This is a genomic window from Cellulomonas cellasea, from assembly GCF_006538745.1.
Lineage (GTDB): Bacteria > Actinomycetota > Actinomycetes > Actinomycetales > Cellulomonadaceae > Cellulomonas_A > Cellulomonas_A cellasea.
The window spans coordinates 79,997-106,100 of record NZ_BJLR01000004.1 but is presented as its reverse complement, the minus strand read 5'-3'; the positions used below and the strand labels follow the sequence as shown (position 1 = coordinate 106,100).

At 74.7% G+C, this 26,104-nt stretch carries 20 protein-coding genes; 10 read left to right on the top strand and 10 right to left on the bottom strand.

The window, feature by feature from the left end; genetic code table 11:
* The first annotated feature begins 4 nt into the window (after positions 1-4).
* Positions 5-1,051, top strand: a complete 1,047-nt coding sequence (locus CCE01nite_RS02295; RefSeq protein WP_084142731.1) for an aldo/keto reductase — start codon at positions 5-7, stop codon at positions 1,049-1,051.
* Positions 1,048-3,621: a glycoside hydrolase family 95 protein gene (locus tag CCE01nite_RS02290; protein WP_052104197.1), complete on the top strand. Its 2,574-nt coding sequence runs from the start codon at positions 1,048-1,050 to the stop codon at positions 3,619-3,621. Before CCE01nite_RS02295 ends, CCE01nite_RS02290 begins: the two co-directional genes overlap by 4 nt.
* Positions 3,622-3,629: 8 nt before the next feature.
* Here the strand turns inward: CCE01nite_RS02290 and CCE01nite_RS02285 are convergent, their stop codons facing one another.
* Both CCE01nite_RS02285 and arfA read right to left on the bottom strand, forming a co-directional pair.
* Positions 3,630-4,499 carry an amidohydrolase family protein gene (locus CCE01nite_RS02285; RefSeq protein ID WP_034630885.1) on the bottom strand — a complete coding sequence of 290 codons (870 nt, stop codon included), beginning with the start codon at positions 4,497-4,499 and terminating at the stop codon, positions 3,630-3,632.
* Between the two features lie 131 nt (positions 4,500-4,630).
* On the bottom strand, positions 4,631-6,175 hold the full coding sequence (arfA, locus tag CCE01nite_RS02280) for an arabinosylfuranosidase ArfA (RefSeq protein ID WP_034630887.1): 1,545 nt from the start codon (positions 6,173-6,175) through the stop codon (positions 4,631-4,633).
* 454 nt (positions 6,176-6,629) lie between these two features.
* On the opposite strand from arfA, the gene CCE01nite_RS02275 reads away from it, so the two are divergent.
* Positions 6,630-8,045 carry a Gfo/Idh/MocA family protein gene (locus CCE01nite_RS02275; RefSeq protein WP_371861005.1) on the top strand — a complete coding sequence of 472 codons (1,416 nt, stop codon included), beginning with the start codon at positions 6,630-6,632 and terminating at the stop codon, positions 8,043-8,045.
* Between the two features lie 171 nt (positions 8,046-8,216).
* The gene (locus CCE01nite_RS02270; RefSeq protein WP_052104433.1) at positions 8,217-9,389 is read left to right on the top strand and encodes a methyl-accepting chemotaxis protein; all 1,173 of its coding nucleotides are present in this window, start codon (positions 8,217-8,219) and stop codon (positions 9,387-9,389) included.
* Positions 9,390-9,516: 127 nt separating this feature from the next.
* Here CCE01nite_RS02270 and CCE01nite_RS02265 read toward each other — a convergent pair whose 3' ends face one another.
* Positions 9,517-10,989, bottom strand: a complete 1,473-nt coding sequence (locus CCE01nite_RS02265; protein ID WP_084142932.1) for a sugar porter family MFS transporter — start codon at positions 10,987-10,989, stop codon at positions 9,517-9,519.
* Between the two features lie 146 nt (positions 10,990-11,135).
* Between CCE01nite_RS02265 and CCE01nite_RS02260 the strand changes: the two genes are divergently transcribed.
* The 4 genes from CCE01nite_RS02260 (at position 11,136) to CCE01nite_RS02245 (ending at position 14,217) form a co-directional block, all read left to right on the top strand.
* A complete protein-coding gene (locus tag CCE01nite_RS02260) occupies positions 11,136-11,738 on the top strand; it encodes a hypothetical protein (RefSeq protein ID WP_034634456.1) in 603 nt (200 codons plus the stop codon).
* Positions 11,735-12,172 (top strand): PGPGW domain-containing protein, encoded by a 438-nt coding sequence (locus CCE01nite_RS21690; protein WP_052104432.1) that lies wholly within the window; start codon positions 11,735-11,737, stop codon positions 12,170-12,172. The genes CCE01nite_RS02260 and CCE01nite_RS21690 overlap by 4 nt, the downstream gene beginning before the upstream one ends.
* 410 nt (positions 12,173-12,582) lie before the next feature.
* Positions 12,583-13,203 (top strand): DUF47 domain-containing protein, encoded by a 621-nt coding sequence (locus CCE01nite_RS02250; protein WP_034634454.1) that lies wholly within the window; start codon positions 12,583-12,585, stop codon positions 13,201-13,203.
* Between the two features lie 6 nt (positions 13,204-13,209).
* Positions 13,210-14,217: an inorganic phosphate transporter gene (locus CCE01nite_RS02245; protein WP_034634452.1), complete on the top strand. Its 1,008-nt coding sequence runs from the start codon at positions 13,210-13,212 to the stop codon at positions 14,215-14,217.
* 56 nt (positions 14,218-14,273) lie between these two features.
* Here CCE01nite_RS02245 and CCE01nite_RS02240 read toward each other — a convergent pair whose 3' ends face one another.
* The 5 genes from CCE01nite_RS02240 to CCE01nite_RS02220 form a co-directional block, all read right to left on the bottom strand.
* Positions 14,274-15,263, bottom strand: coding sequence for an NUDIX hydrolase (locus CCE01nite_RS02240; RefSeq protein WP_034634450.1), 990 nt, complete (start codon positions 15,261-15,263; stop codon positions 14,274-14,276).
* Positions 15,264-15,267: 4 nt separating this feature from the next.
* Positions 15,268-17,706, bottom strand: a complete 2,439-nt coding sequence (locus tag CCE01nite_RS02235) for an RNA degradosome polyphosphate kinase (protein WP_246056291.1) — start codon at positions 17,704-17,706, stop codon at positions 15,268-15,270.
* Entirely contained in the window at positions 17,703-18,770 is a 1,068-nt protein-coding gene (gene mshD, locus CCE01nite_RS02230; protein WP_307722708.1) for a mycothiol synthase, read from the bottom strand. The genes CCE01nite_RS02235 and mshD overlap by 4 nt, the downstream gene beginning before the upstream one ends.
* Positions 18,771-18,831: 61 nt before the next feature.
* On the bottom strand, positions 18,832-19,404 hold the full coding sequence (locus tag CCE01nite_RS02225; RefSeq protein WP_246056289.1) for an NUDIX hydrolase: 573 nt from the start codon (positions 19,402-19,404) through the stop codon (positions 18,832-18,834).
* Positions 19,401-19,994 carry a GNAT family N-acetyltransferase gene (locus tag CCE01nite_RS02220; RefSeq protein WP_141371924.1) on the bottom strand — a complete coding sequence of 198 codons (594 nt, stop codon included), beginning with the start codon at positions 19,992-19,994 and terminating at the stop codon, positions 19,401-19,403. The genes CCE01nite_RS02225 and CCE01nite_RS02220 overlap by 4 nt, the downstream gene beginning before the upstream one ends.
* A 133-nt stretch (positions 19,995-20,127) precedes the next feature.
* On the opposite strand from CCE01nite_RS02220, the gene CCE01nite_RS02215 reads away from it, so the two are divergent.
* Both CCE01nite_RS02215 and CCE01nite_RS02210 read left to right on the top strand, forming a co-directional pair.
* Entirely contained in the window at positions 20,128-20,682 is a 555-nt protein-coding gene (locus CCE01nite_RS02215; RefSeq protein ID WP_141371923.1) for a P-loop NTPase family protein, read from the top strand.
* Positions 20,679-21,977 (top strand): NAD(P)-binding domain-containing protein, encoded by a 1,299-nt coding sequence (locus CCE01nite_RS02210; protein ID WP_246056287.1) that lies wholly within the window; start codon positions 20,679-20,681, stop codon positions 21,975-21,977. Before CCE01nite_RS02215 ends, CCE01nite_RS02210 begins: the two co-directional genes overlap by 4 nt.
* A gap of 218 nt (positions 21,978-22,195) precedes the next feature.
* Here CCE01nite_RS02210 and CCE01nite_RS02205 read toward each other — a convergent pair whose 3' ends face one another.
* Together CCE01nite_RS02205 and acs are read right to left on the bottom strand one after the other, a co-directional pair.
* Entirely contained in the window at positions 22,196-23,614 is a 1,419-nt protein-coding gene (locus CCE01nite_RS02205) for a cellulase family glycosylhydrolase (protein WP_141371922.1), read from the bottom strand.
* Positions 23,615-23,974: 360 nt separating this feature from the next.
* Positions 23,975-25,984 carry an acetate--CoA ligase gene (acs, locus tag CCE01nite_RS02200; RefSeq protein WP_141371921.1) on the bottom strand — a complete coding sequence of 670 codons (2,010 nt, stop codon included), beginning with the start codon at positions 25,982-25,984 and terminating at the stop codon, positions 23,975-23,977.
* Between the last annotated feature and the right edge of the window lie 120 nt (positions 25,985-26,104).

Sequence of the window (26,104 nt, the reverse complement as noted above, 5' to 3'; positions counted from 1 at the left end):
ACCCATGGCGGCAACGGGCGCAGGCGCGCACGACGGGCAGTCCGGGGGCGGCCGGGAGGCGCTCGTCCGGCACGTCGTCCCGCGCACGGGGACGGTCGTGACGGGCCTCGGCCTCGGGACCGCGCAGCTCGGCAACCTCGGTCGCGTCACGACCGACGAGGAGGCCCACGGCGCCGTCGCGCGCGCGTGGGAGCGGGGCATCCGCTACCTCGACACGGCCCCGTCGTACGGGCTCGGGCTGTCCGAGCGGCGCCTCGGCGCGCTGCTCGCCGCGTACCCGCGCGAGGAGTGCACGGTCTCGACGAAGGTGGGCCGCCGCCTCGTCCCGAGCCGCGAGCGCGCGCACCTGCGCGACGACGAGGGCTTCGACGTCCCCGCGGACACCCGGCGGGCCTGGGACCTCACGCGGGACGGCATCCGGCGCTCGATCGAGGAGAGCCTCGAGCGCACGGGCCTCGACCGCATCGACGTCGCCTACCTGCACGACCCCGACGACCTCGGCGACGAGGCCGTCGCGACGGCGCTGCCCGCGCTCGTCGAGCTGCGCGACGAGGGGGTGCTCGGGGCCGTCGGCGCGGGCATGAACCAGTCGGCGATGCTCGCGCGGTTCGTGCGCGAGACCGACATCGACGTCGTGATGCTCGCGGGGCGCTACACGCTGCTCGAGCAGGGCGCGCTCGCCGACCTCCTGCCGCTCGCCGTCGAGCGCAGCGTCGCCGTCGTGGCCGCCGCGCCGTACAACTCCGGCATCCTCGCCCGGCCGCGCCCGGCCCCGGGGGCGCACCACAACTACGCGCCCGCGGCCGCCGCGCTGATCGAACGCGCCCACGCGATCGCCGACGTGTGCGAGCGGCACGGAGTGACGCTGCCCGACGCCGCGCTCGCGTTCCCGGCGGCGCACCCCGCCGTCGTCTCGGTCGTGGTCGGCGCGCGCACCGCCGGGCAGGTCGACGACGCCGTCGACCGGTTCCGCACGCACGTCCCCGCCGACGTGTGGTCCGAGCTGCGCGAGGCCGGCCTGCTCGACCCGTCCGCCCCCACGCCCGCGTGAGCCCGGCGGGCGGCGGCGCCGACGACCTGACCCTGCGCTACGCGGCACCGGCGGCCGCGTGGACCGACGCGCTGCCGCTCGGCAACGGACGGATCGGCGCCATGTGCTTCGGCGGGCCGCTGCGCGACCGCGTGCAGGTCAACGACGACACGTGCTGGTCCGGGTCGCCCGCGACGAACGCGGGCCTGCCGCGGATCGAGCCCGGCGAGGGTCCGGCGGTCGTGGCCGCCGCCCGCGAGGCGCTCGCGCGCGGCGACGTGCGGGCCGCCGAGCGCCACGTCCAGCGCCTGCAGCACGGCCACTCGCAGGCGTACCAGCCGCTCGTCGACCTGTGGGTCGAGCAGCTCCCCGGGCCGGGCGAGCGGGCGTGGCCGGACGAGCCGGCCGCCGCGCCCGGTGCCGGGACGTCCTACGCGCGCTGGCTCGACCTGCGCGACGCCGTCGCCGGGCACGCGTGGACGTCCGGCGGGGTCCCGTCGGAGCAGGAGGTCTTCGTCAGCGCACCCGCGGGCGTGCTCGTGCTGCGCCGCGTCGTCGAGAGGGCGCACGCCGACCTCGTGCTGAGCGTGACGTCGGCCCACCCGCTCGACGACGTGCGCACGTCGACGTCCGACCCGGACGACGACGGGGTGCGCGGCGCGGGCTGGGTCGCGGCCGCGCGGATGCCGTCGCACGTGTGGCCGCCGCACGAGGACGTCCCCGAGCCGGTCGAGCGCGGTACCGCGCCGGGCAGCGCCGTGACCGCGGTCGTGGGGCTGCGCGTGCTCAGCGACGGCGACGTCGTGGCCGGCGACGAGCAGGTGGCGGTCCGCGGGGCCCGCGAGGTCGTCGTCCTGCTCGCGACCGCGACCGACTTCGGCGGCCCCGGCGTGGTGCCGCACGGGGACGTCGAGCGGCTGCGCGCCGCCGTCGAGGAGCGGCTCGACGCCGCGGTGGCCGCGGGTCACGAGCGGCTGCGCGCCGAGCACGTCGCGGAGCACCGGGCGCTGCTCGACCGCGTCGCGCTCGTCCTCGGCCCGGCCGGCGACCCGCCGCGGCTCACGACCGACGAGCGTCTCGTGCGGCACGCCGACGGCGCCGCCGACCCCGGGCTCGCCGCGCTCGCGTTCCAGTACGGCCGCTACCTCCTGGTCGCCGGCTCGCGGCCCGGCACGCGGCCCATGGGCCTCCAGGGCCTGTGGAACGAGCACGTGCAGCCGCCGTGGTCCGGCAACTACACGCTCAACATCAACACCGAGATGAACTACTGGCCGGCGCTCGGGGCGAACCTCGCCGAGTGCCACGAGCCGCTGCTCACGTGGCTCGGTGCGCTCGCGGCGTCGGGCACCCGCACCGCGCGCGAGCTGTACGGCGCGCGCGGGTGGGCGGCGCACCACAACTCGGACGTGTGGGGCTTCTCGCTCCCCGCGGGCGAGGGTGACGGCGACCCGTGCTGGACCGCGTGGCCGCTCGCCGGCGCCTGGCTCTCGCGCCACGTCTGGGACCACTACGAGTACACCGGTGACGCCGCGTTCCTCGAGCGAGCGTGGCCCGTCCTGCGCGGCGCCGCGCTCTTCGTGCTCGACTGGCTCGTCGAGCTGCCCGACGGCTCGCTCGGCACCGCCCCGGCCACCAGCCCGGAGAACAAGTACGTCGCCGCGGACGGCCTGCCCGCCGCCGTCTCGACGTCGACGACCTCCGACCTCGCGATGGTCCGCGACCTGCTCGAGCGCACGCTCGACGCCCGTGCCGTCCTCGCGGGCGGGGCGGCGGGGGAGGCGTCCGGCGTCACCGGGTCCGCAGCCGCGGACGCCCCCGGGTCCGCCGGTGCGGACGACGACGACCTCGACGCCCGCATCCGCGAGGTCCTGCGCCGGCTCCCCGCGGAGCGCGTCGGCGCCGACGGACGGCTCGCGGAGTGGCTGACCGACGTGCCGGACGCCGAGCCGACGCACCGCCACCAGTCCCACCTCTACCGCGTGCACCCCGGGACGTCGATCGACCCCGACCAGGCGCCCGCGCTGGCCGCCGCCGCGGTCGCGAGCCTCGACGCGCGCGGACCGGAGTCGACGGGGTGGTCGCTCGCGTGGCGGCTGAACCTGCGCGCGCGGCTGCGGGACGTCGCGGGCGTCGAGGCGTCCGTCCGGGCGTTCCTGGCGCCGGTGGACCTCGACCTTCCGGGCCGCTCGGGCCCGCGGTTCGGCGAGGGCGGCGGGGTCTACCGGAACCTGTTCTGCGCGCACCCGCCGTTCCAGGTCGACGGCAACCTCGGCTTCACCGCGGGCGTCGTCGAGACGCTCGTCCAGGGGCACCGGACCGTCGCGTCCGACGGGGACGCGGTGCGCGAGGTGCACCTGCTGCCCGCGCTGCCCGGCGCGTGGGCCGAGGGGTCGGTGCGCGGGCTGCGGGTGCGCGGCGGGGTCACCGTCGCGATCACGTGGTCGGCGGGCCGGGTCACGCACGCCGAGCTGGTCGGGGACCGGGCGACGACCGTTGTCGTGCGCGAGGGCGCGGGGGAGGGGCCGCGCGTCACGCTCCGGCTCGACGCAGGCGTCCCGGCCCGGCTCGGCGCGGGCCTCGTCGCCCTCTGACCGCGCGGTCAGACCGCCAGACCGTAGACCCGGGTCGCCGTCCCGCCGAGCACCTCGGCCCGCTCGCCCTCGTCGAGCCCGCCGAGGGTGTCGCGGGTCGCGGTCCACACCTCGGTGTACGAGCGCGCGGCGAGCAGCGCGAGCGGCCAGTCGCTGCCGATCATGAGCCGGCTCGGGCCGAAGACCTCGAGCGCGTGGTCGACGGCGGGCCGCAGGTCGTCGACCGTCCACCCGGGCCCGGCCGCGGTGTTGAGGCCCGAGACCTTGGCGACGACGTTGGGCGCCTGGGCGATCTCGGCGATCATGCCCGCCCAGAGGTTCCAGACCGCGCGGTGGCCCGAGCGCAGCGCGGCGATCGGCGGCTTCGCGAGGTGGTCGAGCACGATCGTGAGGTCGGGGTGCCGCTCCGCGAGCATCGTGACGTGCGCGAGCAGCGTCGGCGTCTCGGCGCTCACGTCGAACGTCATGCGCCGGTCCGCGAGCAGGCCGAGGCTCTTGCCGACGTCGTCGCGCAGAAGCCAGCTCGGGTCCGTCTCGAGGTGCACCATGTGCCGCACCCCGACCACGGGCTCGCTGCGCCACGCGTCGAGCTGCGCGGCCGTGTCGTCGGGCGAGACGAGCGGGACCCAGGCGACGACGCCCGCGACCTCGGGGTTGCCCAGCGCCTGGTTGAGCATGTTCTCGCTGTCGGCGCGGTTGTCGGCCGCCTGGACGAGCACGACGTGACCGACGCCCTGCTCCCGCAGCTCGGGTGCCGCGTCGCCGACCGTGAAGACGCGATCGATCGCGGTCAGGTCGTGGGTGAGCCACGGGTAGTGCACGGCCTCGGGATTCCAGACGTGCACATGGGCGTCGACCACGGTGTCGGCAGGGGGCATGACGCGAACGTAGCATTGCGCGGAGATTTCTCCCAGGTTTACCGGGATAACCTCATCGAACCCTCACCAATGGGTGTAAGAGGTCTGATGAATGACGCGTCACGTTCCTGTCATGACGATTGTGACGGCAGTCAGATACGACTAGCCGTGCCGTGCAGCGCGGTCCACGACTCGGGCGCGAGCGTGACGGTCGTCGACCCGTCGCCCGTGCCGGCGGGCGGGGCGCCGAGCGTCGACAGGCACGCCGCCGCGACCTTCGCCGCGTGCTCCGGACCCTCGACCGCGGGCTCGTGGTCGGCGAGGAGCTGCACGCCGCCGGTGAGCTCGACGCGCAGGCCCGGGTGGGTCAGGTCGACGTCGACCGGCTCGCCGGACCGGTTGACGAGGAACAGCGCCAGCGCGCCGTCGGTCCCGTCGACGTCGTCCCACGTCGCCGCCGCCGTGACGAGCGGGACCGCGCCGTGCAGCGCGGTCGTGACCGACGGTGCCTGGACGCGCAGGTCGAGCGCGACGCCGCGCGCGAGGCGGGCCGTCTCGGCGAACGGGTAGAACGTCGGCTGGCGCCAGGCCGGGCCCTCGGGCTCGGTCATGATCGGCGCGATCGCGTTGACCATCTGCGCGAGGCACGCGACCGGCACGCGGTCGGCGTGGTTCACGAGCGTCACCAGCAGGTCGCCGACCACGACGCCGTCGAGCGCCGAGTAGACGTCCTCGATGACCCGCGGGGCGTCGCGCTGCAGCGGGAGGTTCTCGCCGCCGGCGAACCGGGACTCGAGGTACCAGACGTTCCACTCGTCGAACGAGATGGTGATCCGCTTGTCCGAGCGGCGCTGGGCGCCCACGGCGTCGGCGGTGGCGACGACCCGCTCGATGAACCGGTCCATCGCGGTGCCCGAGCCGAGGAAGCTCGCGCGGTCGCCGTCGCGGTCCTCGTAGTACGCGTGCATCGAGATGTGGTCGACGATGTCGTAGGTGTACGACAGGACCGTCCGCTCCCACGAGCCGAACGTCGTCATCTGCATCGAGGACGATCCGCACGCGACGAGCTCGATGCCCGGGTCGACGAGCTTCATCGCCTTCCCGGCCTCGGCGGCGAGCCTGCCGTACTCGTGCGCGTCCTTGTGGCCGATCTGCCAGGGGCCGTCCATCTCGTTGCCGAGGCACCACAGGCGCACGCCGTAGGGCTTCTCGCGGCCGTTCGCGATCCGCATGTCGGCCCACTTCGAGCCGGCCTCGCCGTTGCAGTACTCGACGAGCGCGGCCGCGGCGGCGACCCCGCGCGTGCCGAGGTTGACCGCCATCATCGGCTCGATGCCCTCGCGCTCGGCCCACTGGAGGAACTCGTCGGTCCCGACCTGGTTGGGCTCGATCGTGCGCCACGCGAGGTCGATGAACGGCTCGCGCTCCTCGCGCGGGCCGACGCCGTCCTCCCACACGCAGTTGGAGACGAAGTTGCCGCCGGGGTAGCGGACCGTGGTGACGCCGAGCTCGCGCGTGAGGTCCGCGACGTCACGCCGGAAGCCGTGCTCGTCGGCGGTCGCGTGCCCGGGCTCGTAGAGGCCGGTGTAGACCGCGCGGCCGATGTGCTCGACGAACGACCCGAACATCCGGCGGTCGACGGCGCCGATCCGGAAGTCGGGGTGGAGTACGACGGTCGCGCGCTGGCGCTCGGGCATGGGCAGAGCTCCTCGACGGTGGCCGGCTTCGTCGTCCGGCGCTTCAACAACGTTGTAGAACCCTAGGGCACAGGTGGCGCAGCGTCCGGAGGTCGGTCTCGACCTCGCCCGGACCTGCTTCGGCCGGACCGGTCGGCGGCTGCGGACCCGGCGCCCACGATACCGATATCGAAGCGGCGCAGGGTCGACTCCGCGGAGCGGGCTGGTGGGCGGAGGAGACGCGGGGGAGCGGCGACGCGGTCGATGACGAGGTCGGCGTGCGCGGTGGTAGGTGGCCGTGCGGGCGGCCGGCGCGCGCTGCGCCCGCGCGGGCGGCCCGCGCGCGCCTTGCGGCGCCCGCTCGACTGACGTCGAGGCGATCGCGGGCTACGATCGAGGCGCGGCGGGAACGCGCTTTCCCACTGGGTGCGACGACGCCCCGGAGCGACGGTCCGGCGCCGCCGAGGAGACCCGCGTGACCGACGTGCCGACCACCGTCCCGCAGCCCGCCGTCGCCCGGCCCGACGCCCCCGAGGCCGCGCCCGCGCAGCCCGCCGCCGCGCAGCCCGCCGTGCGCCGCCGCTACGCCGTCGCCGGGACCGGCCACCGCGCGCAGATGTACGTCGACGCCGTCCTCGGCGACCACGCCGACGTCGCAGAGCTCGTCGCCTGGTGCGAGCCCAACCCCGCGCGCGCCGACTGGTACGACGCCCGCGTCGGCGCGTCGCTCCCGCGCTACGCCCCCGCCGACCTCGAGCGCATGGTCGCCGAGCAGCGCGTCGACACCGTCGTCGTCACCAGCCCGGACCACACGCACGCGGACGTCGTCGCGCGCGTGCTCGACGCGGGCGCCGACGTGGTCGTCGAGAAGCCGCTCACGATCGACGCGAACGGCTGCCGCCGCATCACCGACGCGATCGCGCGGACCGGGCGCGACGTCGTCATGACGTTCAACTACCGGTACTCGCCCCGCAACACCGCGCTGCGGGAGGTGATCGCGTCCGGGGTGATCGGCGAGGTCACGTCGGTGCACTTCGAGTGGGCCCTCGACACCGTGCACGGCGCCGACTACTTCCGCCGGTGGCACCGCGAGAAGGTGCACTCCGGCGGGCTCCTCGTGCACAAGTCGAGCCACCACTTCGACCTGGTCAACTGGTGGCTCTCGGACGTGCCGGTGCGGGTCTACGCCTCGGGCGCGCTGCGGTTCTACGGCGACAAGAACGCCGAGGTCCGCGGGCTCGGCGAGCGGCCCGCGCGCGGCACCGGGAACGCCGGCGACCCGTTCGCGCTCGACCTGACCAAGGACGCGCGGCTCCAGGCGCTCTACCTCGACGCCGAGCACCACGACGGCTACGTCCGCGACCAGGACGTCTTCGCCCCCGGGGTCACGATCCAGGACAACATGGCGGTCCTCGTCGACTACCGCCGAGGCGCGACGCTGACGTACTCGCTCAACGCGCACAGCCCGTGGGAGGGGTACCGGGTCACGGTCAACGGGACCGCGGGGCGCGCCGAGCTCGAGGTCGTGGAGCGCGGCGCGGTCGTGCTCGACGCCGAGGGCAACGCGGTGCTCGACCCCAGCGCGACGCCCGGTGGCCCCGCGGCCGACCCGGTCCGGCCCGAGGGCGAGCGCCTGCTCGTGCAGCGGCACTGGGAGCGCGCGACCGAGCACCCGATCCCGGTCGGCGAGGGCAGCCACGGCGGCGGCGACGCGATCCTGCTGTCGGACGTCTTCCGCGGCCCGTCGCCCGACCCCCTGGGGCGTCCGGCGGGCTTCCTCGACGGCGTGCGCGCGGTGTCGGTCGGCATCGCGGCCAACCAGTCGATGCTCACGGGGCAGCCGGTGCGCGTCGCGGACCTCGGCCTCGGGGCGGACCTCACGGCCCCCTGACGCCGACGGCCGGTCGGTGCGCTGGTGTCGACCCCGGCCGTCGCCCTGGTGCCGGCCGACGACCTCCGACCGCCGGTCCCGGTCGCCGGTCGCGGCGGGGCTCGGCGCCGACCGCTCATGTCCGCGCTCCTCCGGTCGATACGCAGGGCGACCCGTGACGACTGGAGAAGCGTGATCAGCAACCGGACCAAGGCTCGCCTCGGCGTGCTCGTCCCCCTCGTGGCCCTCGTCGTCGTGTGCGTGGCGGCCCGCAGCACGACCTCCCGGGCGGCGGCGCAGCTCGCGGGCGGTGACACGGCGGCCGCGTCGGCGACCCTTGCGTCGCTCGGCTGGCTCGTCTGGGTGCCCGTGCTCGTGCTCGTCCCGTCCGTGGCGTTCGCGATGTGGGCCCAGGTCAGCGTGACCGCCCCGCTGAGGCGCACCGGCGAGTTCCTGCGCCTGGTGCACTCGGGCGACCTCACGGGCCGCATGGAGGCGCTGAGCAACGACGAGCTCGGCCAGATGGGCACCGCGCTCAACGGCACGGTGGACTGGATGGCGACGACGGTCCGCACGCTGCGCACGAGCGCCGGCGCGCTGCGTCAGGCCGCCGACCGGCTCACGGGCGTGAGCAGCTCGATGACGGCCGCGGCCGGGACGACCGCGACGCAGCTCGACATCGTCGACGAGGCGGCCCGCGGCGTGACCGCGGACGCCCAGACGGTCGCCGCGGGCGCCGACCAGATGCGCCAGGCGATCAACGAGATCTCGCACAACGCCGGCCAGGCCGCGCTCATCGCGGACGACGCCGTGCGGGCCGCGTCGGCGGCGCAGGAGACGGTCGGGCGCCTCGGTGACGCGAGCGCCGAGATCGGCCAGGTCATCAAGCTCATCACCTCGATCGCGGAGCAGACCAACCTCCTCGCGCTCAACGCCACCATCGAGGCGGCGCGTGCGGGCGAGGCCGGCAAGGGCTTCGCGGTCGTCGCGAGCGAGGTCAAGGAGCTCGCCCGCGAGACGGCGACCGCGACCGAGTCGATCACCGCGCAGGTCGGGTCCATCCAGTCGCAGACGGGCCGCGCGGCGACCGAGCTCGCGAGCGTGACGGACGTCATCAGGACGATCTCGGAGTACCAGGCGAGCATCTCCGCCGCGGTCGAGGAGCAGTCCGCGACGACCGCGCACATGTCGCGTGCGGTCGCGGGCGCCGCGGCCGGCTCGGAGCGCATCGCGAGCTCGATCTCGTCGGTGCGGGCCGCGGCCCGCGAGGCGCAGGACGGCGCGGCGGCCACCGACTCCGCGGCGCGCGAGATGCGCGAGCTCTCGGGCGAGCTGCTCTCGATGGTCTCGACGATCAAGGCCTGACGCGTTGCGCGCCCGGCACGCCGTGCCGGCGCCGACGGTGCACGACGACGCCCGCCCGACCCCTGCCGTGAGCGGGGGCGGGCAGGCGTCGTCGTCGTGCGCGAGGGAGCCGCGAGCGGCCCGGCGCTCAGGTGTCGATGCGGCGACCCGTGCGGGACACGCCCTCCATGTCCTCGAGCGCGATGCCCTTGGTCTCGGGGACCTTGGTCAGCACGAACACGAAGGACAGCGCCGCGAAGATCGCGTACATCAGGTAGGGCCCGGTCGCGCCGAACTGCTCGAGCATCGGCGGGAACGAGACGGTGATCAGGAAGTTCGCGATCCACTGGCACGCGGCGGCGACGCCGAGCGCGGCGGCGCGGATCCGGTTCGGGAACATCTCGCCCAGGAGCACCCAGACGATCGGGCCCCACGACGCCCCGAAGAAGACGACGAACGCGTTCGCGGCGACGAGCGCGACGGTGCCCCACGGGGCGTCGAGCTGCACGTCCTTGCCGCTGCCGGTCGCGTTCGTGAACGCGAGCGCCATGAGGCCGAGCGAGATCGCCATGCCCGCGGAGCCCGTCAGCAGGATCGGACGGCGGCCCACCCGGTCGACGAGCCCGATCGCGATGAACGTCACGAGGACGTTCGTCACGGACGTGGCCACGGTCACGACGAACGAGTCCGACTCGTCGAACCCGACGGCCTGCCACAGCGTGACCGAGTAGTAGAAGATCACGTTGATCCCGACGAACTGCTGGAAGACCGACAGCAGGATGCCGACCCACACGATGGGCAGGAGCCCGAGCACGGGCCCGCGCAGGCTCGCCTGCTGGGCGAGCGCCTTGTCGGCCGCGATCGTCTGCTCGATCTGGTGCACGCGCTCGACGGGGTCCTCGTCGGCACCCGAGACCGAGCGCAGGACCGCGACGGCCTCGTCCTTGCGGCCGGCGGCGACCAGGAAGCGCGGGGACTCGGGGATCCGCAGGGCCAGGACACCGTAGATCGCGGCCGGGACGACGGCGACGAGGAACATCCAGCGCCACGCGTCGAGCCCGAAGAGGGACGGCTCGGCGGCCCCGCCCGCGGTGTTGGCGAACACCGCGTCGGAGAGCAGGGCCGCGAAGATGCCGATCGTGATCGCGAGCTGCTGGAGCGAGCCGAGGCGTCCGCGCATCGCGGCCGGCGCGATCTCGGCGATGTACGCGGGGGCGATCACGGACGCGATCCCGATGCCGAGGCCGCCGACGACGCGCCACAGGATGAGGTCGTAGACGGAGAACGCGAACGCCGCCCCGATCGAGGACACGAAGAACAGCACCGACCCGAGCAGCATCACCTTGGTGCGGCCCCAGCGGTCGGCCAGGCGCCCGGCACCCCAGGCGCCGAGCGCGCAGCCGAGGAGCGCGACGGCGACCGCGAAGCCGGTCACGGCGGCGCTGAGCGCGAACTCGCCCTCGATCGCCTCGACCGCGCCGTTGATCACGGAGCTGTCGAAGCCGAAGAGGAACCCGCCGACCGCCGCGGCGACCGCGAGGCCCACCGCCTTGCCGTGCGACGGGTGACGGCCCGACGCCCCTGCCGAGCCCTGCGACGGTCGTGCAGCGGATGACGACATGGCGACGCCCTTTCCCTCGCTGGCCGATCACGGGCGGCGGCGCGGGAACCGTCCTCGCTGACGACGTGCGCTGCAGGATCGACCTGTCTGACAATCTAACGATGACCACCTCAGACGGCGCGGCGAGGCGTCCACGACGCCCGGCGATGCTCGACCCCCGACAGGCCGACGAGCTCCCCGGCGACATCGACCCCGCGCTGCGCTCCGAGATCGCGCACACCACGGCCGGCGCGATCGTGCACCAGGGCCGCAGCGCCGGCGACGACCCCGCGCTCGTGGCCCGGCTCGTGAGCCTCGTGGAGGCGGAGGGGCTCGACGTCGTCGCCGCGATGTGGGCGGACAGCCCCGCGGGGACGCTGCCCGGCGCGCTCTGGCGGCTGTACGTGCTGCGCGAGTGGGTCCGCCGCGACCCGCAGACGCTCGCCGAGCGGTACCGCCTGGGCGTCGAGGCGGCCCCGGTGCACGACGTCGTCGCCGGCGTCGCGAGCCCGCCCGGGCCGAACGACCTGCGCGACCTCGCCGACGCGGTCCTCTCAGGCGTGTACACCGGGGACCTCGCGGTCGCGCTCGAGCGCGGCGCGGCGTTCTGCCGGGTCCTCGCGACGGGCGCGGCGTTCGACGCCGACCACCTCGAGGGGACCGACGAGGACGCGGCGCACCGCCTGACGCGCGGCGCGTCCTCGCTCGTGCGGACCGCCGAGGAGCTCGAGCACGCCGCGGCGCTGTGGCGCGCGGAGCGGCTCGAGTGACCGGGCCCGAGGTCCGGCCCGGCGTGCCCGACGACGGCGTCCGGGGGCCGCACGGACCCGACGGCGCGCGCCGCGAGCACGGGGACGACGGCGCTGCCCGCGGGCACGGGACCGACGGCACCCCGCGCGGGCCCGCGCACGACGAAGCCCACGGCGCCCACGAGCACGACGGCGCGCTCGGCTCCGTGCGGGCGTGGCTCACGGGGCTGCCGCGCCCGGTGCGCCTCCCGCTCGTCGTCGTGGTCGGCTCGGTGCTGCTGCTCGCCGGCGCCGCGATGCTCGTGCTCCCCGGGCCGGGCCTGCTCGTGATGTTCGCGGGCGTCGCGGTGCTCGCGGCCGAGTTCCCGTGGGCCGGGCGCCTCGTCGTCCGGATCCGGCTGGTCGCGACGCGGGTCTGGGTGCCGGTCCGCAGGAGGCTGCGCCGCGAGCGGTGAGCCGTCGCGGGCCGTGCGACGTGGGCCGGGTCACCCGTGGGGGTGCCCGGCCCGCGGCATCCGGGTGACACGCGCGCGGCTGCGCGTCGTCCCTGGTCGCGCGGTCGTGGGTCCCCGCAGCGGTCGTCCCCCGGCGGCCTGGCCGCCCTTCGGGGCACCGCCGGGCGTGGGTCTCGTCACAGCGTGGGCCCAGACGGACGGGCGTACAGTTGTTCCCGACGCCGGGTCGCGGTAGCCCCGGGCTCCACATGAAGCCGCCTCGAGCGGCCTTCGCGCCGACAGGCGCTCCCGGCCCGGCGTCACTCATCTCCCACCGCGACGTCGCGTGCTGTACAGATCCAGGGTTGCGTGTTCACCCGAGCGTTGCCCTAGCCTGTCTGCGACATGCGTCCCCTTCACCGGAGCCTCCCGTGCGCCTGCGCCTGACCCCGCGCGACACCTCGTTCTTCGACCTCCTCGCAGCATCGGCGGCTCATCTGGTCACCGGCGCCAACCTGCTCGGGGAGCTCCTCGGAGCCGACCGCCCGACCCGCAAGGAGATCGGCAAGCGCATCAGCGACGCCGAGCACCTCGCGGACGAGGCGACCCACACGATCATGCGTCGGCTCAACCAGACGTTCGTGACGCCGTTCGACCGCGACGACATCTACAACCTGGCGTCGGCGCTGGACGACTGCATGGACTTCATGGAGGAGGCCGCCGACCTGATCGTGCTCTACAAGCTCGACGGTCTGCCGGCCCGCGTCTCCGACCAGGTCCAGGTGCTGCAGCGCGCCGCGGAGCTCACCGCCGAGGCCATGCCCCGGCTGCGCTCGATGGAGAACCTGTCCGACTACTGGATCGAGATCAACCGTCTCGAGAACCAGGCGGACAAGGTCCACCGCAAGCTCCTCGCGCAGATGTTCGACGAGATCACCGACCCCATCCAGCTCATGAAGCTGAAAGAGGTCGTCGAGAAGCTCGAGGACGCCGCCGACGGCTTCGAGAAGGTCGCGAACATGGTCGAGACCATCGCGCTCAAGGAGTCCTGAGCTCCGGTGGAGACTGCGCTCGTCATCGTCGTCGTCGCGTTCGCGCTCGGCTTCGACTACACCAACGGCTTCCACGACGCGGCGAACGCCATCGCGACCTCGGTCTCGACGCGCGCGCTGACGCCGCGCGCGGCGCTCATCATGGCCGCGGTGATGAACTTCGCCGGCGCGCTGCTGGGCACCGAGGTCGCCGAGACGATCGCCAAGGAGATCGTCAACCTCGACGGGGCCCCGACCTCGCACTTCGCGCTCGTCGTCGTGCTGTGCGCGCTCGTCGGGGCGATCACGTGGAACCTCATCACGTGGTGGTTCGGGCTGCCGTCGTCCTCGACGCACGCGCTCATCGGCGGGCTCGTCGGCGCCGGGGTCGCCTCCGGTCTGGGCATCTACTGGTCGGCGATCGTCGACAAGGTCGTCCTGCCGATGATCATCTCGCCGCTCGTGGGCTTCGGGCTCGCGTTCTTCATCATGGTCGGCGTGCTGTGGATCGTCCGGAACAACGCCCCGGCGAAGACGACGCGGCGGTTCCGCCTCGCGCAGACGGCCTCGGCCGCCGCGATGGCGCTCGGCCACGGCCTGCAGGACGCGCAGAAGACGATGGGCGTGATCTTCCTCGCGCTGCTCTCGGTCGGCTGGGCCCGGCCCGAGGACGGCATCCCGCTCTGGGTCAAGCTCTCCGCCGCGGCCGCGATCTCGGCGGGCACGTACGCGGGCGGGTGGCGCATCATGCGCACGCTCGGGCGCAAGATCATCGAGCTCGACCCGGCGCGCGGCTTCGTCGCGGAGTCGGTCGCGGCGATCGTGCTCTACGTCAACGCGTTCGCGCTGCACGCGCCGGTCTCGACGACGCACACGATCACCTCGGCGATCATGGGCGTCGGCGCGACGAAGCGGCTCTCGGCCGTGCGCTGGGGCGTCGCGAAGAACATCGGCGCCGCGTGGGTCCTGACCATCCCGGCCGCCGCCCTCGTCGCCGCGGTCATCTTCTGGATCCTGAGCCCGATCCTCAACTGAGCGCTGAGCGCTCGGCCGGCGGGCGCCGAGGTCGGAGCGCGCGGGCGCGGGCCGGCTCAGTCGTGGCGGACGGGCGTGTGCCGCTCCGTGGCCACGAGCCGCGGGCCCTTGGCCGAGTCCACCACGTGCGCCACGAGCATCTCGCCGGGCCGCAGGAACGGGTCCTCGTGCGGCAGCTCGTCGGCCACCGAGCGGCGCGAGTGCTGCGCGAGCACGTCGAGCACGGTCGGCAGCACCGGGCGGTGCGTGCACAGCACGACGTCGCGCCGCGACCCGAGCAGCGTCCCGACGAGCGCGGCGACGCGCGCGGGGGAGTCCTCGTGGCGTGACTCGGTCAGCTCGGCGGCGAGCCGCGGCTCGAGGTGGGTCGCGGCGGCGTACGGCGCGAGGGTCTGCGCGCAGCGGGCCCAGTGGCTCGTCACGAGGTCGGTGACCCCGAACGCCGAGAGCACGGGCACGAGCTGCTCGGCCTGCTCCTGGCCGGTCCGCGTGAGCGGGCGGTCGTCCTCGCTGCCGGGCCAGCTGCTGCGCTTGCGCGCCTGCCCGTGCCGCGCGACGACGACTGCGCGCGTGTCGAGCCGGCCCTTCGCGTGCTCCGCGAGCAGCACGTCGAGCGGCTCGCGGTCCTCGGCGCGCGTGAGCTTCTTGCGGGCCACCTCGGCGTCCACCCAGCGCACCGCGTCGATCTCGTCGCGCGACGCCCGCGGGACCGGCGGGCGGGCGAGCAGCGCGGGGCCGTCGGGCCGGCCGGCGACCTGCGCCGCCCAGTAGTGCACGCGCTTGAGGCGCCCGTCGGAGATCCGGTACTCGAGCCCGGGCAGGCGCCGCCCGAGCACGACGTCGCTCCCCGTCTCCTCGGCCACCTCGCGGACCGCGGCCACCGCGGGGGTCTCGTCGCCCTCGAGCTTGCCCTTGGGCCACGACCAGTCCTTGTAGCGGGGCCGGTGCACGAGGGCGAGCTGGAGCCGCTCCTGGCGCACGCGCCACACCAGCGCCCCCGCCGCCTCGACGGTCGTGTCCGAGGCGTGCCTCGTCGTCGTGCTCACCGGCTCACCGGGAGGCTCCCGGACGGCGCCGCTGACGCTGGATGAGCGCGGTCTGCTGGTCGAGCAGCGGCGCGCCGTCGGGGCCCATGTGGTGCCGGGTCCACGTCCCGTCGGCCTCGAGGTGCCAGGTCGACGTGCCGTCGTCCATCGACTCGTCGAGCAGGCTCACGAGCTCCGCGGTCTGGTCGGGGTCCGCGAGCCGCACGAGCGCCTCGACGCGGCGGTCGAGGTTGCGGTGCATGAGGTCCGCGGAGCCGATGAACACCTCGGGCCCCTCCTCGTCGGGCTGCGAGCTGCGCGAGGACGGGATGCCGTCGGACGCCGCGAACGCGAAGATGCGCGCGTGCTCGAGGAATCGCCCGAGGATCGACCGCACGCGGATCGTCTCGCTGAGGCCGGGGACCCCGGGGCGCACCGCGCAGATCCCGCGCACGACGAGGTCGACGGGGACGCCGGCCTGCGACGCGCGGTACAGGGCGTCGATGACGGCCTCGTCGACCATCGAGTTGACCTTGATCTTGATCCACGCGGGCTTGCCGGCGCGCGCGGCGGCGGCCTCGCGGTCGATCCGCTCGACGAGCCCCGAGCGCACCGAGCGCGGCGCGACGAGGAGCCGGTGGAAGCGCGACTTGGGCGCGTACCCGGAGAGCTGGTTGAACAGGCGCGTGAGGTCCTGGCCGACGTCCGGGTCGGCCGTGAGCAGCCCGAGGTCGGTGTAGAGCCGCGCGGTCTTCGGATTGTAGTTGCCCGTGCCGATGCGGCAGTAGCGGCGCAGCCCGTCGGGCTCCTGGCGCACGACGAGGCTCAGCTTGCAGTGCGTCTTGAGCCCGACGATGCCGTAGACCACGTGCACGCCGGCCTGCTCGAGCTTGCGGGCCCACGAGATGTTGGCCTGCTCGTCGAACCGGGCCTTGATCTCGACGAGCGCGAGGACCTGCTTGCCCGCCTCGGCCGCGTCGATCAGCGCGTCGACGATCGGGGAGTCGCCCGACGTCCGGTACAGCGTCTGCTTGATCGCGAGCACGTGCGGGTCCGCGGCGGCCTGCTGCAGGAACGTCTGCACCGATGTCGAGAACGAGTCGTACGGGTGGTGCAGCAGGATGTCGCGGCGGCGGATCGCCGCGAACGCGTCGCTGGCCGACGCGCTCTCGACCTCCGCGAGGTACCGGTGCGTCGAGCCCGCGAAGCGCGGGTTCTGCAGCGCCGGGCGGTCGAGGTCGGCCACGAGGTTGAGGCCCGTGTGGTCGAGCGGCGCGGGCAGCTCGTAGACCTCCTCGTCGACGACGCCGAGCTCGCGCACGAGCAGGTCGCGGATGCGCGGGGAGATCCCGTCGGCGAGCTCGAGGCGCACCGGCGGGCCGAAGCGGCGGCGCAGGAGCTCCTTCTCCATGGCCTGCAGGAGGTTCTCGGCGTCGTCCTCCTCGACCTCGACGTCCTCGTTGCGCGTGACCCGGAACGTGTGGTGCTCGATGACCTCCATGCCGGGGAACAGGTGGTCGAGGTGCTGGGAGATCACGTCCTCGAGCGGCACGAACTGCGTCGGGCCCATCTCGACGGCGGCGGCCTGGTTGCTCGGGCGGCCCCGCGCGTCGACGGCGATGTACCGGGGGAGCAGCGGCGGGACCTTGACGCGCGCGAAGTGCTCCTTGCCCGTCTGCGGGTTGAGCACGACGACGGCGAGGTTGAGCGAGAGCCCCGAGATGTACGGGAAGGGGTGCGCGGGGTCGACCGCGAGCGGCGTCAGCACCGGGAAGATCTGCTTGCGGAAGAACTTGTGCAGGCGCTCCTGCTCGTCGTCGCCGAGCTCGTCCCAGCGCGCGAGCGTGATCCCCTCGGCAGCGAGCGCCGGCTGGACCTGCTCGGTGAAGCAGCGGGCGTGCCGCGCCATGAGCTCGTGCGCGCGCACGCTGATCGCCTCGAGCACCTGCCGGGGGCTCAGGCCCGACGCCGCGGTCACGGCGAGGCCCGTCGCGATGCGGCGCTTGAGGCCCGCGACGCGGACCATGAAGAACTCGTCGAGGTTCGAGGCGAAGATCGCGAGGTAGCGCACGCGCTCCAGCAGCGGCTGGTCGGGGTCCTCGGCGAGCTCGAGCACGCGCTGGTTGAACGCGAGCCAGCTGATCTCCCGGTCGAGGAACCGGTCGTCGGGCAGCGGCCCGTCCTCGGGCGACTCGGCGTGCACGGAGGCGGGCTCGTCGGCGATGTGCTCCGCGATGTGCGCGGCGAGCTCGGGCGGCAGCGGGCGCGGCCCGGGACGGCCCGTGACGTGGTCGACCGGCGCCTCCGCCGGGTCGGCCGGGGGCAGCGGGACCGCGCGCGTGGCCTCGGCGAGGGTCGCGGCGTCGTCCGGTGCCTCGACCACCGCGGCGGCCGCGGCGGCCGCGGACGCGGCGCGGGTCGTGCGGGTCGTGCGCGTGCGGCGTGCTGGCGTGGCGTCGGTCATCGTTCCATCGTTCCACTCGCAGGTGAACCGGGGGTGTCCGGCGGGTTCGTCGGGACCGTGGGGTCCGTGCGGTCCATGGGGGGCTCCGTGCGCGCGGGCGACCCGAGCAGCACGTCGACGGCGCTGCGCACGAAGCCCGCGCGCGTGTAGGTGCGGACCGCGGCGGTGTTCTCGCGCTCGGTGTACAGGATCACCGTGCGCAGCCCGCGCGTCGCGAGGTGCTCGAGCGCGAGCCCGGTGAGCGCACCGCCGAGGCCGAGGCCCTGCGCGTCGGGGTCGACGCCGAGCGCGTAGATCTCGCCGACCGGCTCGGGGCTCGTCGCGTCCGGGGCGTGCACCTTGGTCCACAGCGACGCGAGCAGCGCGCCGTCGCGCTCCGCGAGCAGCAGCCCGTCCGGGTCGAACCACGGCTCCGCCTCGCGCGCGCGCAGGTCCGCGAGGGTCATCCGGCCCTGCTCGGGGTGGCCCGTGAACGCGCGCGCGTTGACGCGCAGCCACGCGTCCTCGTCCTGGCCCGGGACGAACGCGCGGACGCGCACGCCGTCGGGCAGTGGGCGCGGGGCGGGCGTGGGGGTGGTGGGCGGGGGTGCCTCGGTGTCCGCGACCTCCGGCGGGGCGGAGGCGAGGTCGAGGCGCATCTGCCACAGCTCGCGCACCGGCACGAGCCCGTGGCGGGCGGCGAGCGCGCGGGCCGCCGGGAGGTCGCCGTGCGCCCAGACCGCGACCGACCCGTGCGCGTCCCCGGCGGCGACCGAGCCGGCGCCGCCGAGCAGCGCGGTCCCGGTCCCGGCGCGGCGGGCGTCCGGCGCGACGACGAGCTCGGCGGTCGGCACGGGCGTCGCGGCGATGTCGACCTGCGCGTACCCGACGAGCGCCCCCGCGTCGTCGCGCGCGAGCACGTGGCGGACGGCGGCGGCAGGGTCGGTGAGCCAGAGCAGCGGCTGCTCGGATAGCGGGGCGACGCCGTCGGCGGCGTGCGCGGCGTCCGCCACACGGCGCACGTCGGCGGCGACCGGCTCGGGGAGCGGGCCGGTCACGACGTCGAGGGCCACCATGCGGCTCATCCCACCACGCCGGTCGGGGTGCGCGCAGCGCGACGGACCGGGGTGGGCGCCGCCCCCACCCTCAGCGCCCGGGCGACGACCGCACGGCGCGGACGAACGCCGCCGCCCGGGCGAGCCGGTCACCCAGCCCGGGCGGCACCTCGTCGGGCAGGGCGTCGACCGGCCACCACGCGACGTCGGTGCTCTCGTCGTTCCCCGCGACCGCACGGGCAGGGTCGGCGAGGACGACGTACCCGACGTCGAGGTGCCACGCGCACCGCCCGAAGCCGTCGCCGAGCGCGTGCCGGTCGAGGTCCGCCGCGCGGGCCGACGGGACCTCCGCGTCCGTGACCCCGGTCTCCTCGCGGAGCTCGCGCAGCGCGGCGGCGAGCACGTCCGCGTCGTCGGGGTCGACGTGACCGCCGGGCTGGACCCAGAACTGGCCCTTGCGGTGGAAGCACAGCAGCGTCCGGGTCAGCGACGGGTCGAGCACGAACGCGCTCGCGGTCAGGTGCTCGGGGAGCTCCCGGCCGATCGTGGCCTCGCCGTGCGCGTCGAGGTACGCGAGCACGGCCGCGCGCATCTCCGCCGGGCCGGGCCCGTCCGGGTCGACGCCCTCGACCACGCGCCGGGCGTCGTCCAGGAGCGCGCTCACCGCGAGGCCGCCCGCGCCGTCGTGGCCGCGGCCGACGCCGGCCACTCGTCGGCGAGCATCGCGAACACGAGCTCGTCCGACCACTCACCCTTGAACAGCTCGTTGCGCACGAAGTGCGCCTCGTGCCGCAGCCCGAGCCGCGCCGCGAGCCGCGCCGACGCGCCGTTGCGGGCGTCGAGCCGGGCGACGACGCGGTGCAGGCCGAGACCGTCGAAGCCGAGGCCGAGCAGCGCGGCCGCCGCCTCGTTCGCGTACCCGCGGCCCCGCACGTCGGGGTGCAGCACGTAGCCGATCTCCCCGGCGGCGTGCCGGACGCTGTGGAAGAACAGCACGACGTCGCCCACGAGCCGCCCGGTGCCGCGCTCCTCGACCCCGAGCGTCAGCGTCTGCCCCTCCGCCGTCAGCTCGTGGCGCGCCCAGTCGCCCGCGAGGCGCGTGCGCAGCACCTCGAGCGTCATCGGCTCGAACGGCAGGTAGCGGCACACCTCCGGGTCCCCGCGGTACGTGAGCATCGCGTCGAGGTCCGCCTCGGTGAGCGGGCGCAGGAGCAGGCGCCTCGTGGTGATCGGGTACGTCGGTCGCAGGTGCACGGCGCCCACCCTGGCACCGACCGCCGCTCTCGGGCCAGGCACCGTGCAGCCTGCCCGCCCGGCGGCGCGACCTGCACACGTCCCCCGCGGCGTCTCCTCGGGTCGGTGCCCGTCCCGGTGGGAGACTGGGGCAGTGCCCCCCACGACCCTGCCCCGCCGCGTGCGGGTGGTGGGGATCAGCGGCGCGGGCAAGACGACGACGGCACGCGAGGCCGCCGCGCGGCTCGGTGTCCCGCACCTCGAGCTCGACGACGTCTTCTGGCTCCCGGGCTGGCAGCTGCGCGAGATCGACGACGGCTTGCGGGAGCTGCGGGAGCGGGTCGAGCAGGCGCCGGGCGGCTGGGTCGCGTGCGGGAACTGGACGACGCGCGTCGGGTCGCTGCTCGACGACGTCGACCTCGTCGTGTGGCTCGACCATCCCCGGTGGCTCGTCATGGCGCAGGTCGTGCGGCGGACGCTCGTGCGGGCCGTGACGCGGCAGGAGGTCTGCCACGGCAACCGGGAGCTCTGGTCGGGGATGGTCGCGCGCGACCCCGAGCACAACATCGTGCTCTGGAGCTGGACGCGCTACGGGAGCACCCAGGAGCGGTACCGCGCGCTCGCCGCCGAGGGGACCGTGCCCGTGCTCCGGCTGCGGGGGCGGCGCGCGGTGCGGGCCTGGCTCGACGGCCTCGGGGGAGCGGTGTGAGCGGCGCGACGACGGATGACCTCATCGGGCCCGCGGTGGGGGAGGCCGGGCCCGCGGTGGGCGAGGCCGAGACCGAGGCCGGGCCCACGACCCGGCCGCTCCCGCCCGACGTCGACGTCGTCGTCATCGGCGCCGGCCAGGCCGGGCTGTCCGCGGCGTTCCACCTGCGGCGCGTCGGGTTCGTCCCGCACGCCGAGTCGGGCCGCGCGCGGTCCGGGGGGCGCGGCACGTTCGTCGTGCTCGACGCCGACGCCGCCCCCGGCGGGGCGTGGCAGCACCGCGCGGCCGGGCTGACGATGGCGCACGTCCACGGCGTCCACGAGCTGCCGGGCTCGGTGCTCCCGGACGCGGACCCCGATGCGCTCGCCCGGGACGTCATCAGCGCCTACTTCGCGGCGTACGAGGCCGAGCACGCGCTGCACGTCCGCCGGCCGGTGCACGTGCGTGCGGTGCGCGACGTCGGCGGGCCGGACCGGCTGCTCGCGGTCGAGACGGTCGAGTCCTCGGGCGTGGCGGTGCGCGCGGACGCCGGGGTCGACGACGGGCCGCGGCGCCGCGTCGACCCCGGACCGCGGGCCCGCACCTGGCGCACGCGCGCGGTCGTCAACGCGACGGGCACCTGGAACAAGCCGTTCTGGCCCGCCTACCCCGGGCGGTCGACGTTCCGCGGCCGCCAGCTGCACTCCCGCGACGTGCACGACGTCGCCGACCTCGCGGGCGAGCGCGTGATCGTCGTCGGCGGCGGGACGTCCGCGGTGCAGCTGCTCCTCGCGCTCGCGGACGTCGCCGCGCGCACCACCTGGGTCACGCGGCGCGAGCCCCGGTGGATCGACGACGCCGCGCTGACCCCCGAGCTCGGGCGCGAGGCGGTCGCGCGCGTCGCCGAGCGCACCGCGGCGGGCCTGCCGCCCGAGAGCGTCGTGAGCGTCACCGGGCTGCCGCTCACCGACGCCTACCGCGCGGGCATCGCGTCGGGCGTCCTCGCGCGCCGCCCGATGTTCGCCCGGCTCGTGCCGCGCGGCGCCCGCTGGGAGGTCGGGTCCGTGCCCGACGACGTGCCGGTCTACGTGCGCGCCGACACGATCGTCTGGGCGACGGGGTTCCGCTCGGCGCTCGACCACCTCGCGCCGCTGCGCCTGCGTGCGCCCGGCGGCGGGATCGTCATGGAGGGCACGCAGGTCGCCGCCGACCCACGGCTCCAGCTCGTCGGGTACGGCCCGAGCGCGTCGACCGTCGGCGCGAACCGGGCCGGGCGCGAGGCCGTGCGGAACCTGCGGCGCGCGCTCGGGCTCTGACCGCGGGCGTCGGTCGCGGCGCCGGGCCGACACCGGCGCCGCCCCGGCGTGGCGGCGCCGGCGCCTCACCACGGCGCCGGTCCCGGACGTCGCGTCCGACCTGCACCGTGCCCGTCCCGTCCCGCCCCGCCCCGCACGCCGGCGGCCCGGCCCCGAGGGATCGGGACCGGGCCGCCGGTGTCGTGCGGTGTCGCTGACCTGGCGTCAGCCGGGGTGCGTCAGCCCGCGGTGCACGCGACCGGCACGGAGCCGGTCGGGGCCGTGCCCGCGCCGATGAAGCCGTAGGTCGTGGTCCCGCCCGCGTTGAGCAGGCCGTTCCACGCCGCGTTCTTCACCGTGCTCGTCCCGCCCGACGCGGAGTGCGAGCCGCTCCACAGCTGGGAGACGGTGCTGCCCGCGGGCAGCGCGAACGACGTCGACCAGGAGCCGATCATCTTCGGGCCGGCCGTGACGGTGACGGAGGCCTGGAAGCCGCCGCCCCAGCTGTTGCCGACCGTGAGCGTCGCGGAGCACGCGCCGGTGCCCTGCGTCGGGGTCGGGGTCGGCGTCGGGGTGGCCGTGGGGGTCGGCGTCGCGGTGACCGTCGGCGTCGGGGTCGGGGTCACGGTGACCGTCGGGGTCGGCGTGGGGGTCGGGGTCGGGCCGCCGAAGACCGTGGCCGTCTTCGCGGTCGCCTTGATGCCGTTGGCGCCGTTGAACAGGCGGGTGCCCCACGGGGACAGCGCGTTCTTGTTGAAGCCCGTGACGAGGTCGAGGTACTCGACGCCGCCGCCGTTGCCGCTCCACGACCAGCCGAGCCAGCCGATGCCGCGTGCCTGCGACTCCGCGAGGATCGTGTCCTCGTCGGGGTTGCCGTCGGAGTGGTCGAAGCCGAACTCGCCGACGATGAGCGGCAGCTTCTTGGCCTGGAACGCGTCCATGTACGCCTTGATGGTGGACGCCTGCGCGTAGACCCCGTACATGTGCACGGAGAACACGGTGTTCGCGTCGGGGTCGGCGGCGAAGATGGCGGCGGCGTTGTCGCGCATGATGCCGGCCCAGTCCTGGCCCCAGTTGGGGGCGTCGACGACGATCGTGTTCTTGATGCCGGCGGCGCGCAGGCGCTTGATCGCGGCCTGGTTGTCGGCGACGTAGCTCGCGTTGGTCGTCGCGTTGTTGCCGTAGGGCTCGTTGCCGATGTTGACGAGGACGTAGTCCTCCTGGCCGACCACGGCGTCCTTGACGGAGATCCAGTAGTCGGTCGCCTTCGCGAGCGTCGTCGCGCCGGACTGCTCGCCGTAGCCGGTCGTGTCGTGGACCTCGAGGATCGAGATCATCTTGTTGGCCTTGGCGAGCGAGATGACGTTCTTGACGTCGGCGACGTCGTTCTTGGTCCAGCGGTCGCCGTTGGAGAGCACGGTGCGGACGGAGTTCGAGCCGAGGCTCGCCATGTCCGCGAACGACTGCGTCTGCGTCGCGTACCAGGTGTGGGCGTGGTTGACGCCCCGGAAGACGAACGGCGTGCCGTTGCGCTCGACGAGCCGGCCGTTCGAGACGTGCAGACCGACGGGGTCGGCGGCGACCGCCGACGTGGCGGCACCGACGGGGAGGATCAGCGCGGCGGCGAGTGCGCCGGCGACCCAGAGTCGATTCCTCATGTACTTCCTCGTTCCCAGCGCCATGTTCGTGGGCACGGCGGCGCGTCAGCGACGATGGCGGCTCTGCGTCGTTGCTGACGGGGACAGCCCGTCGTGCCGCGCACCTGGGGGTGCGTCGGGGGTCTGCCTATCACCGGTTTCTCGGGCCGCTCCACGGACTAAGCGTTTAGGCGCCCGGACCTCGGCGGTCCTGAGACGGACCCCCTGACAACGGTGGACAGCGGCCCGGTGACGCGGCCTCGTCGGCCCCCGCTCCTGACCTGGGAAAAGGCTTCCCGAGCCCTCGCGAGGAGCCGCCGCCCGGCACGGCGGAGCCCCGCCGTCCGGGGGACGACGGGGCTCCGGGACGGGCGTGGAGGCTCAGTCCGCGCTCGACGCCGACGGGGTGTTCAGGCCCGCGGTGATGAGGTCCATCACCGAGGAGTCGGCGAGCGTCGTCGCGTCGCCGACCACGCGGTGCTCCGCGACGTCCCGCAGCAGGCGCCGCATGATCTTCCCCGAGCGGGTCTTGGGCAGCTCCTGGACGACGAGGATCCTGCGCGGCTTCGCGATCGGCCCGATCTCCTTCGCGACGTGCGTGCGCAGCTCGGCCTGGACGTCCATGCCCGACGCCTGCGCGGCGTCGCCCTCCTCGGTCCGCAGGATCACGAACGCGACGACCGCCTGGCCCGTCGTCTCGTCGTTCGCGCCCACCACGGCCGCCTCGGCGACGATCGGGTGCGAGACGAGCGCCGACTCGATCTCGGTGGTCGAGAGCCGGTGGCCCGAGACGTTCATGACGTCGTCGACGCGGCCCAGCAGCCAGATGTCGCCGTCCTCGTCCTTCTTCGCGCCGTCGCCCGCGAAGTACCGCCCGGGGAACCGCGACCAGTACGTGTCCCGGAACCGCTCCTCGTCACCCCAGATGCCGCGCAGCATCGCCGGCCACGGCTCGGTCAGCACGAGGTAGCCGCCCGAGCCGTTCGGCACCGGCTGCGCGTCGTCGTCGAGCACGTCGGCCGCGATGCCCGGGAGCGGCACCTGCGCCGAGCCCGGCTTGGCCGTCGTGACGCCGGGGAGCGGCGAGATCATGATCGCGCCGGTCTCGGTCTGCCACCACGTGTCGACGATCGGGGCCTTGTCGCCGCCGATGACACGCCGGTACCAGGTCCACGCCGCCGGGTTGATCGACTCGCCGACCGAGCCGAGCAGGCGGATCGACGACAGGTCGTGCGCCGCCGGGATCTCCTCGCCCCACTTCATGCAGGTGCGGATCGCCGTCGGGGCGGTGTAGAGGATCGAGACCTTGTACTTCTCGACGACGCTCCACCAGCGGCCCTTGTCCGGGGTGTCCGGCGTGCCCTCGTAGATGACCTGCGTCGCGCCGTTCACGAGCGGGCCGTAGACGACGTACGAGTGCCCGGTGACCCAGCCGATGTCGGCGGTGCACCAGTACACGTCGGTCTCGGGCTTGAGGTCGAAGACCGCGCGGTGCGTGAACGCCGTCTGGGTCAGGTACCCGCCGGTCGTGTGGAAGATGCCCTTGGGCTTCCCGGTCGTGCCCGACGTGTAGAGGATGAACAGCGGGTGCTCGGACTCGACCTCGACGGGCGCGTGCGTGTCGCTCGCGGAGTCGACCACGTCGTGCCACCAGACGTCGCGGCCCTCGGTCCAGGCGACGTCCTGGCCGGTGCGGCGCACCACGAGCACGTGCTCGATCGTCGGGGCGCCCTTCTCGAGCGCCTCGTCGACCGCGGGCTTGAGCGCGCTCGCGGACCCGCGCCGGTAGCCGCCGTCGGCGGTGATGACGAGCTTCGCCTCGGCGTCGAGGATGCGCGAGTGCAGGGCCTCGGCGGAGAAGCCGCCGAAGACGACGGAGTGCGGGGCGCCGATCCGGGCGCACGCGAGCATCGCGACGACGGCCTCGGGGACGAGCGGCATGTAGATCGCGACCCGGTCGCCCGTGCCGACGCCGAGCTCGGTGAGCGCGTTCGCGGCCCGGGAGACCTCGCGCTGGAGCTCCGCGTAGGTGATCGCGCGGGAGTCGCCGGGCTCGCCCTCGAAGTGCAGCGCGACGCGGTCGCCGTTGCCGGCCTCGACGTGCCGGTCGACCGCGTTGTACGCGGCGTTGAGCTTCCCGTCGCCGAACCAGCGCGCGACGGGCGCACCGGACCAGTCGAGGACCTCGGAGAACGGTGTCGACCACGTGATCAGCTCGCGGGCCTGGTCGGCCCAGAACCCGAGGCGGTCGGCGGCGGCCCACGAGTAGACCTCGGGGTGCACGTTGGCCTGGGCCGCGAACTCGGGGTCCGGCGGGAACCGGCGGTCCTCCGTGAGGAGGTTCTCGATGTCCGGGTGCTCGGGGTTCGTGGGTTCGGCGGCCTGAGCCACGATCTACCTCCTGCGCAGCGACGATGGTGCGAAAGGGACGGGGCGTCCCGTCCGTCGCACTCTAGTAGGACGAAAGTCCCTCGCGCGGCCCTGTCCCGCCCCGGCTCGTCCGTGCGGCCG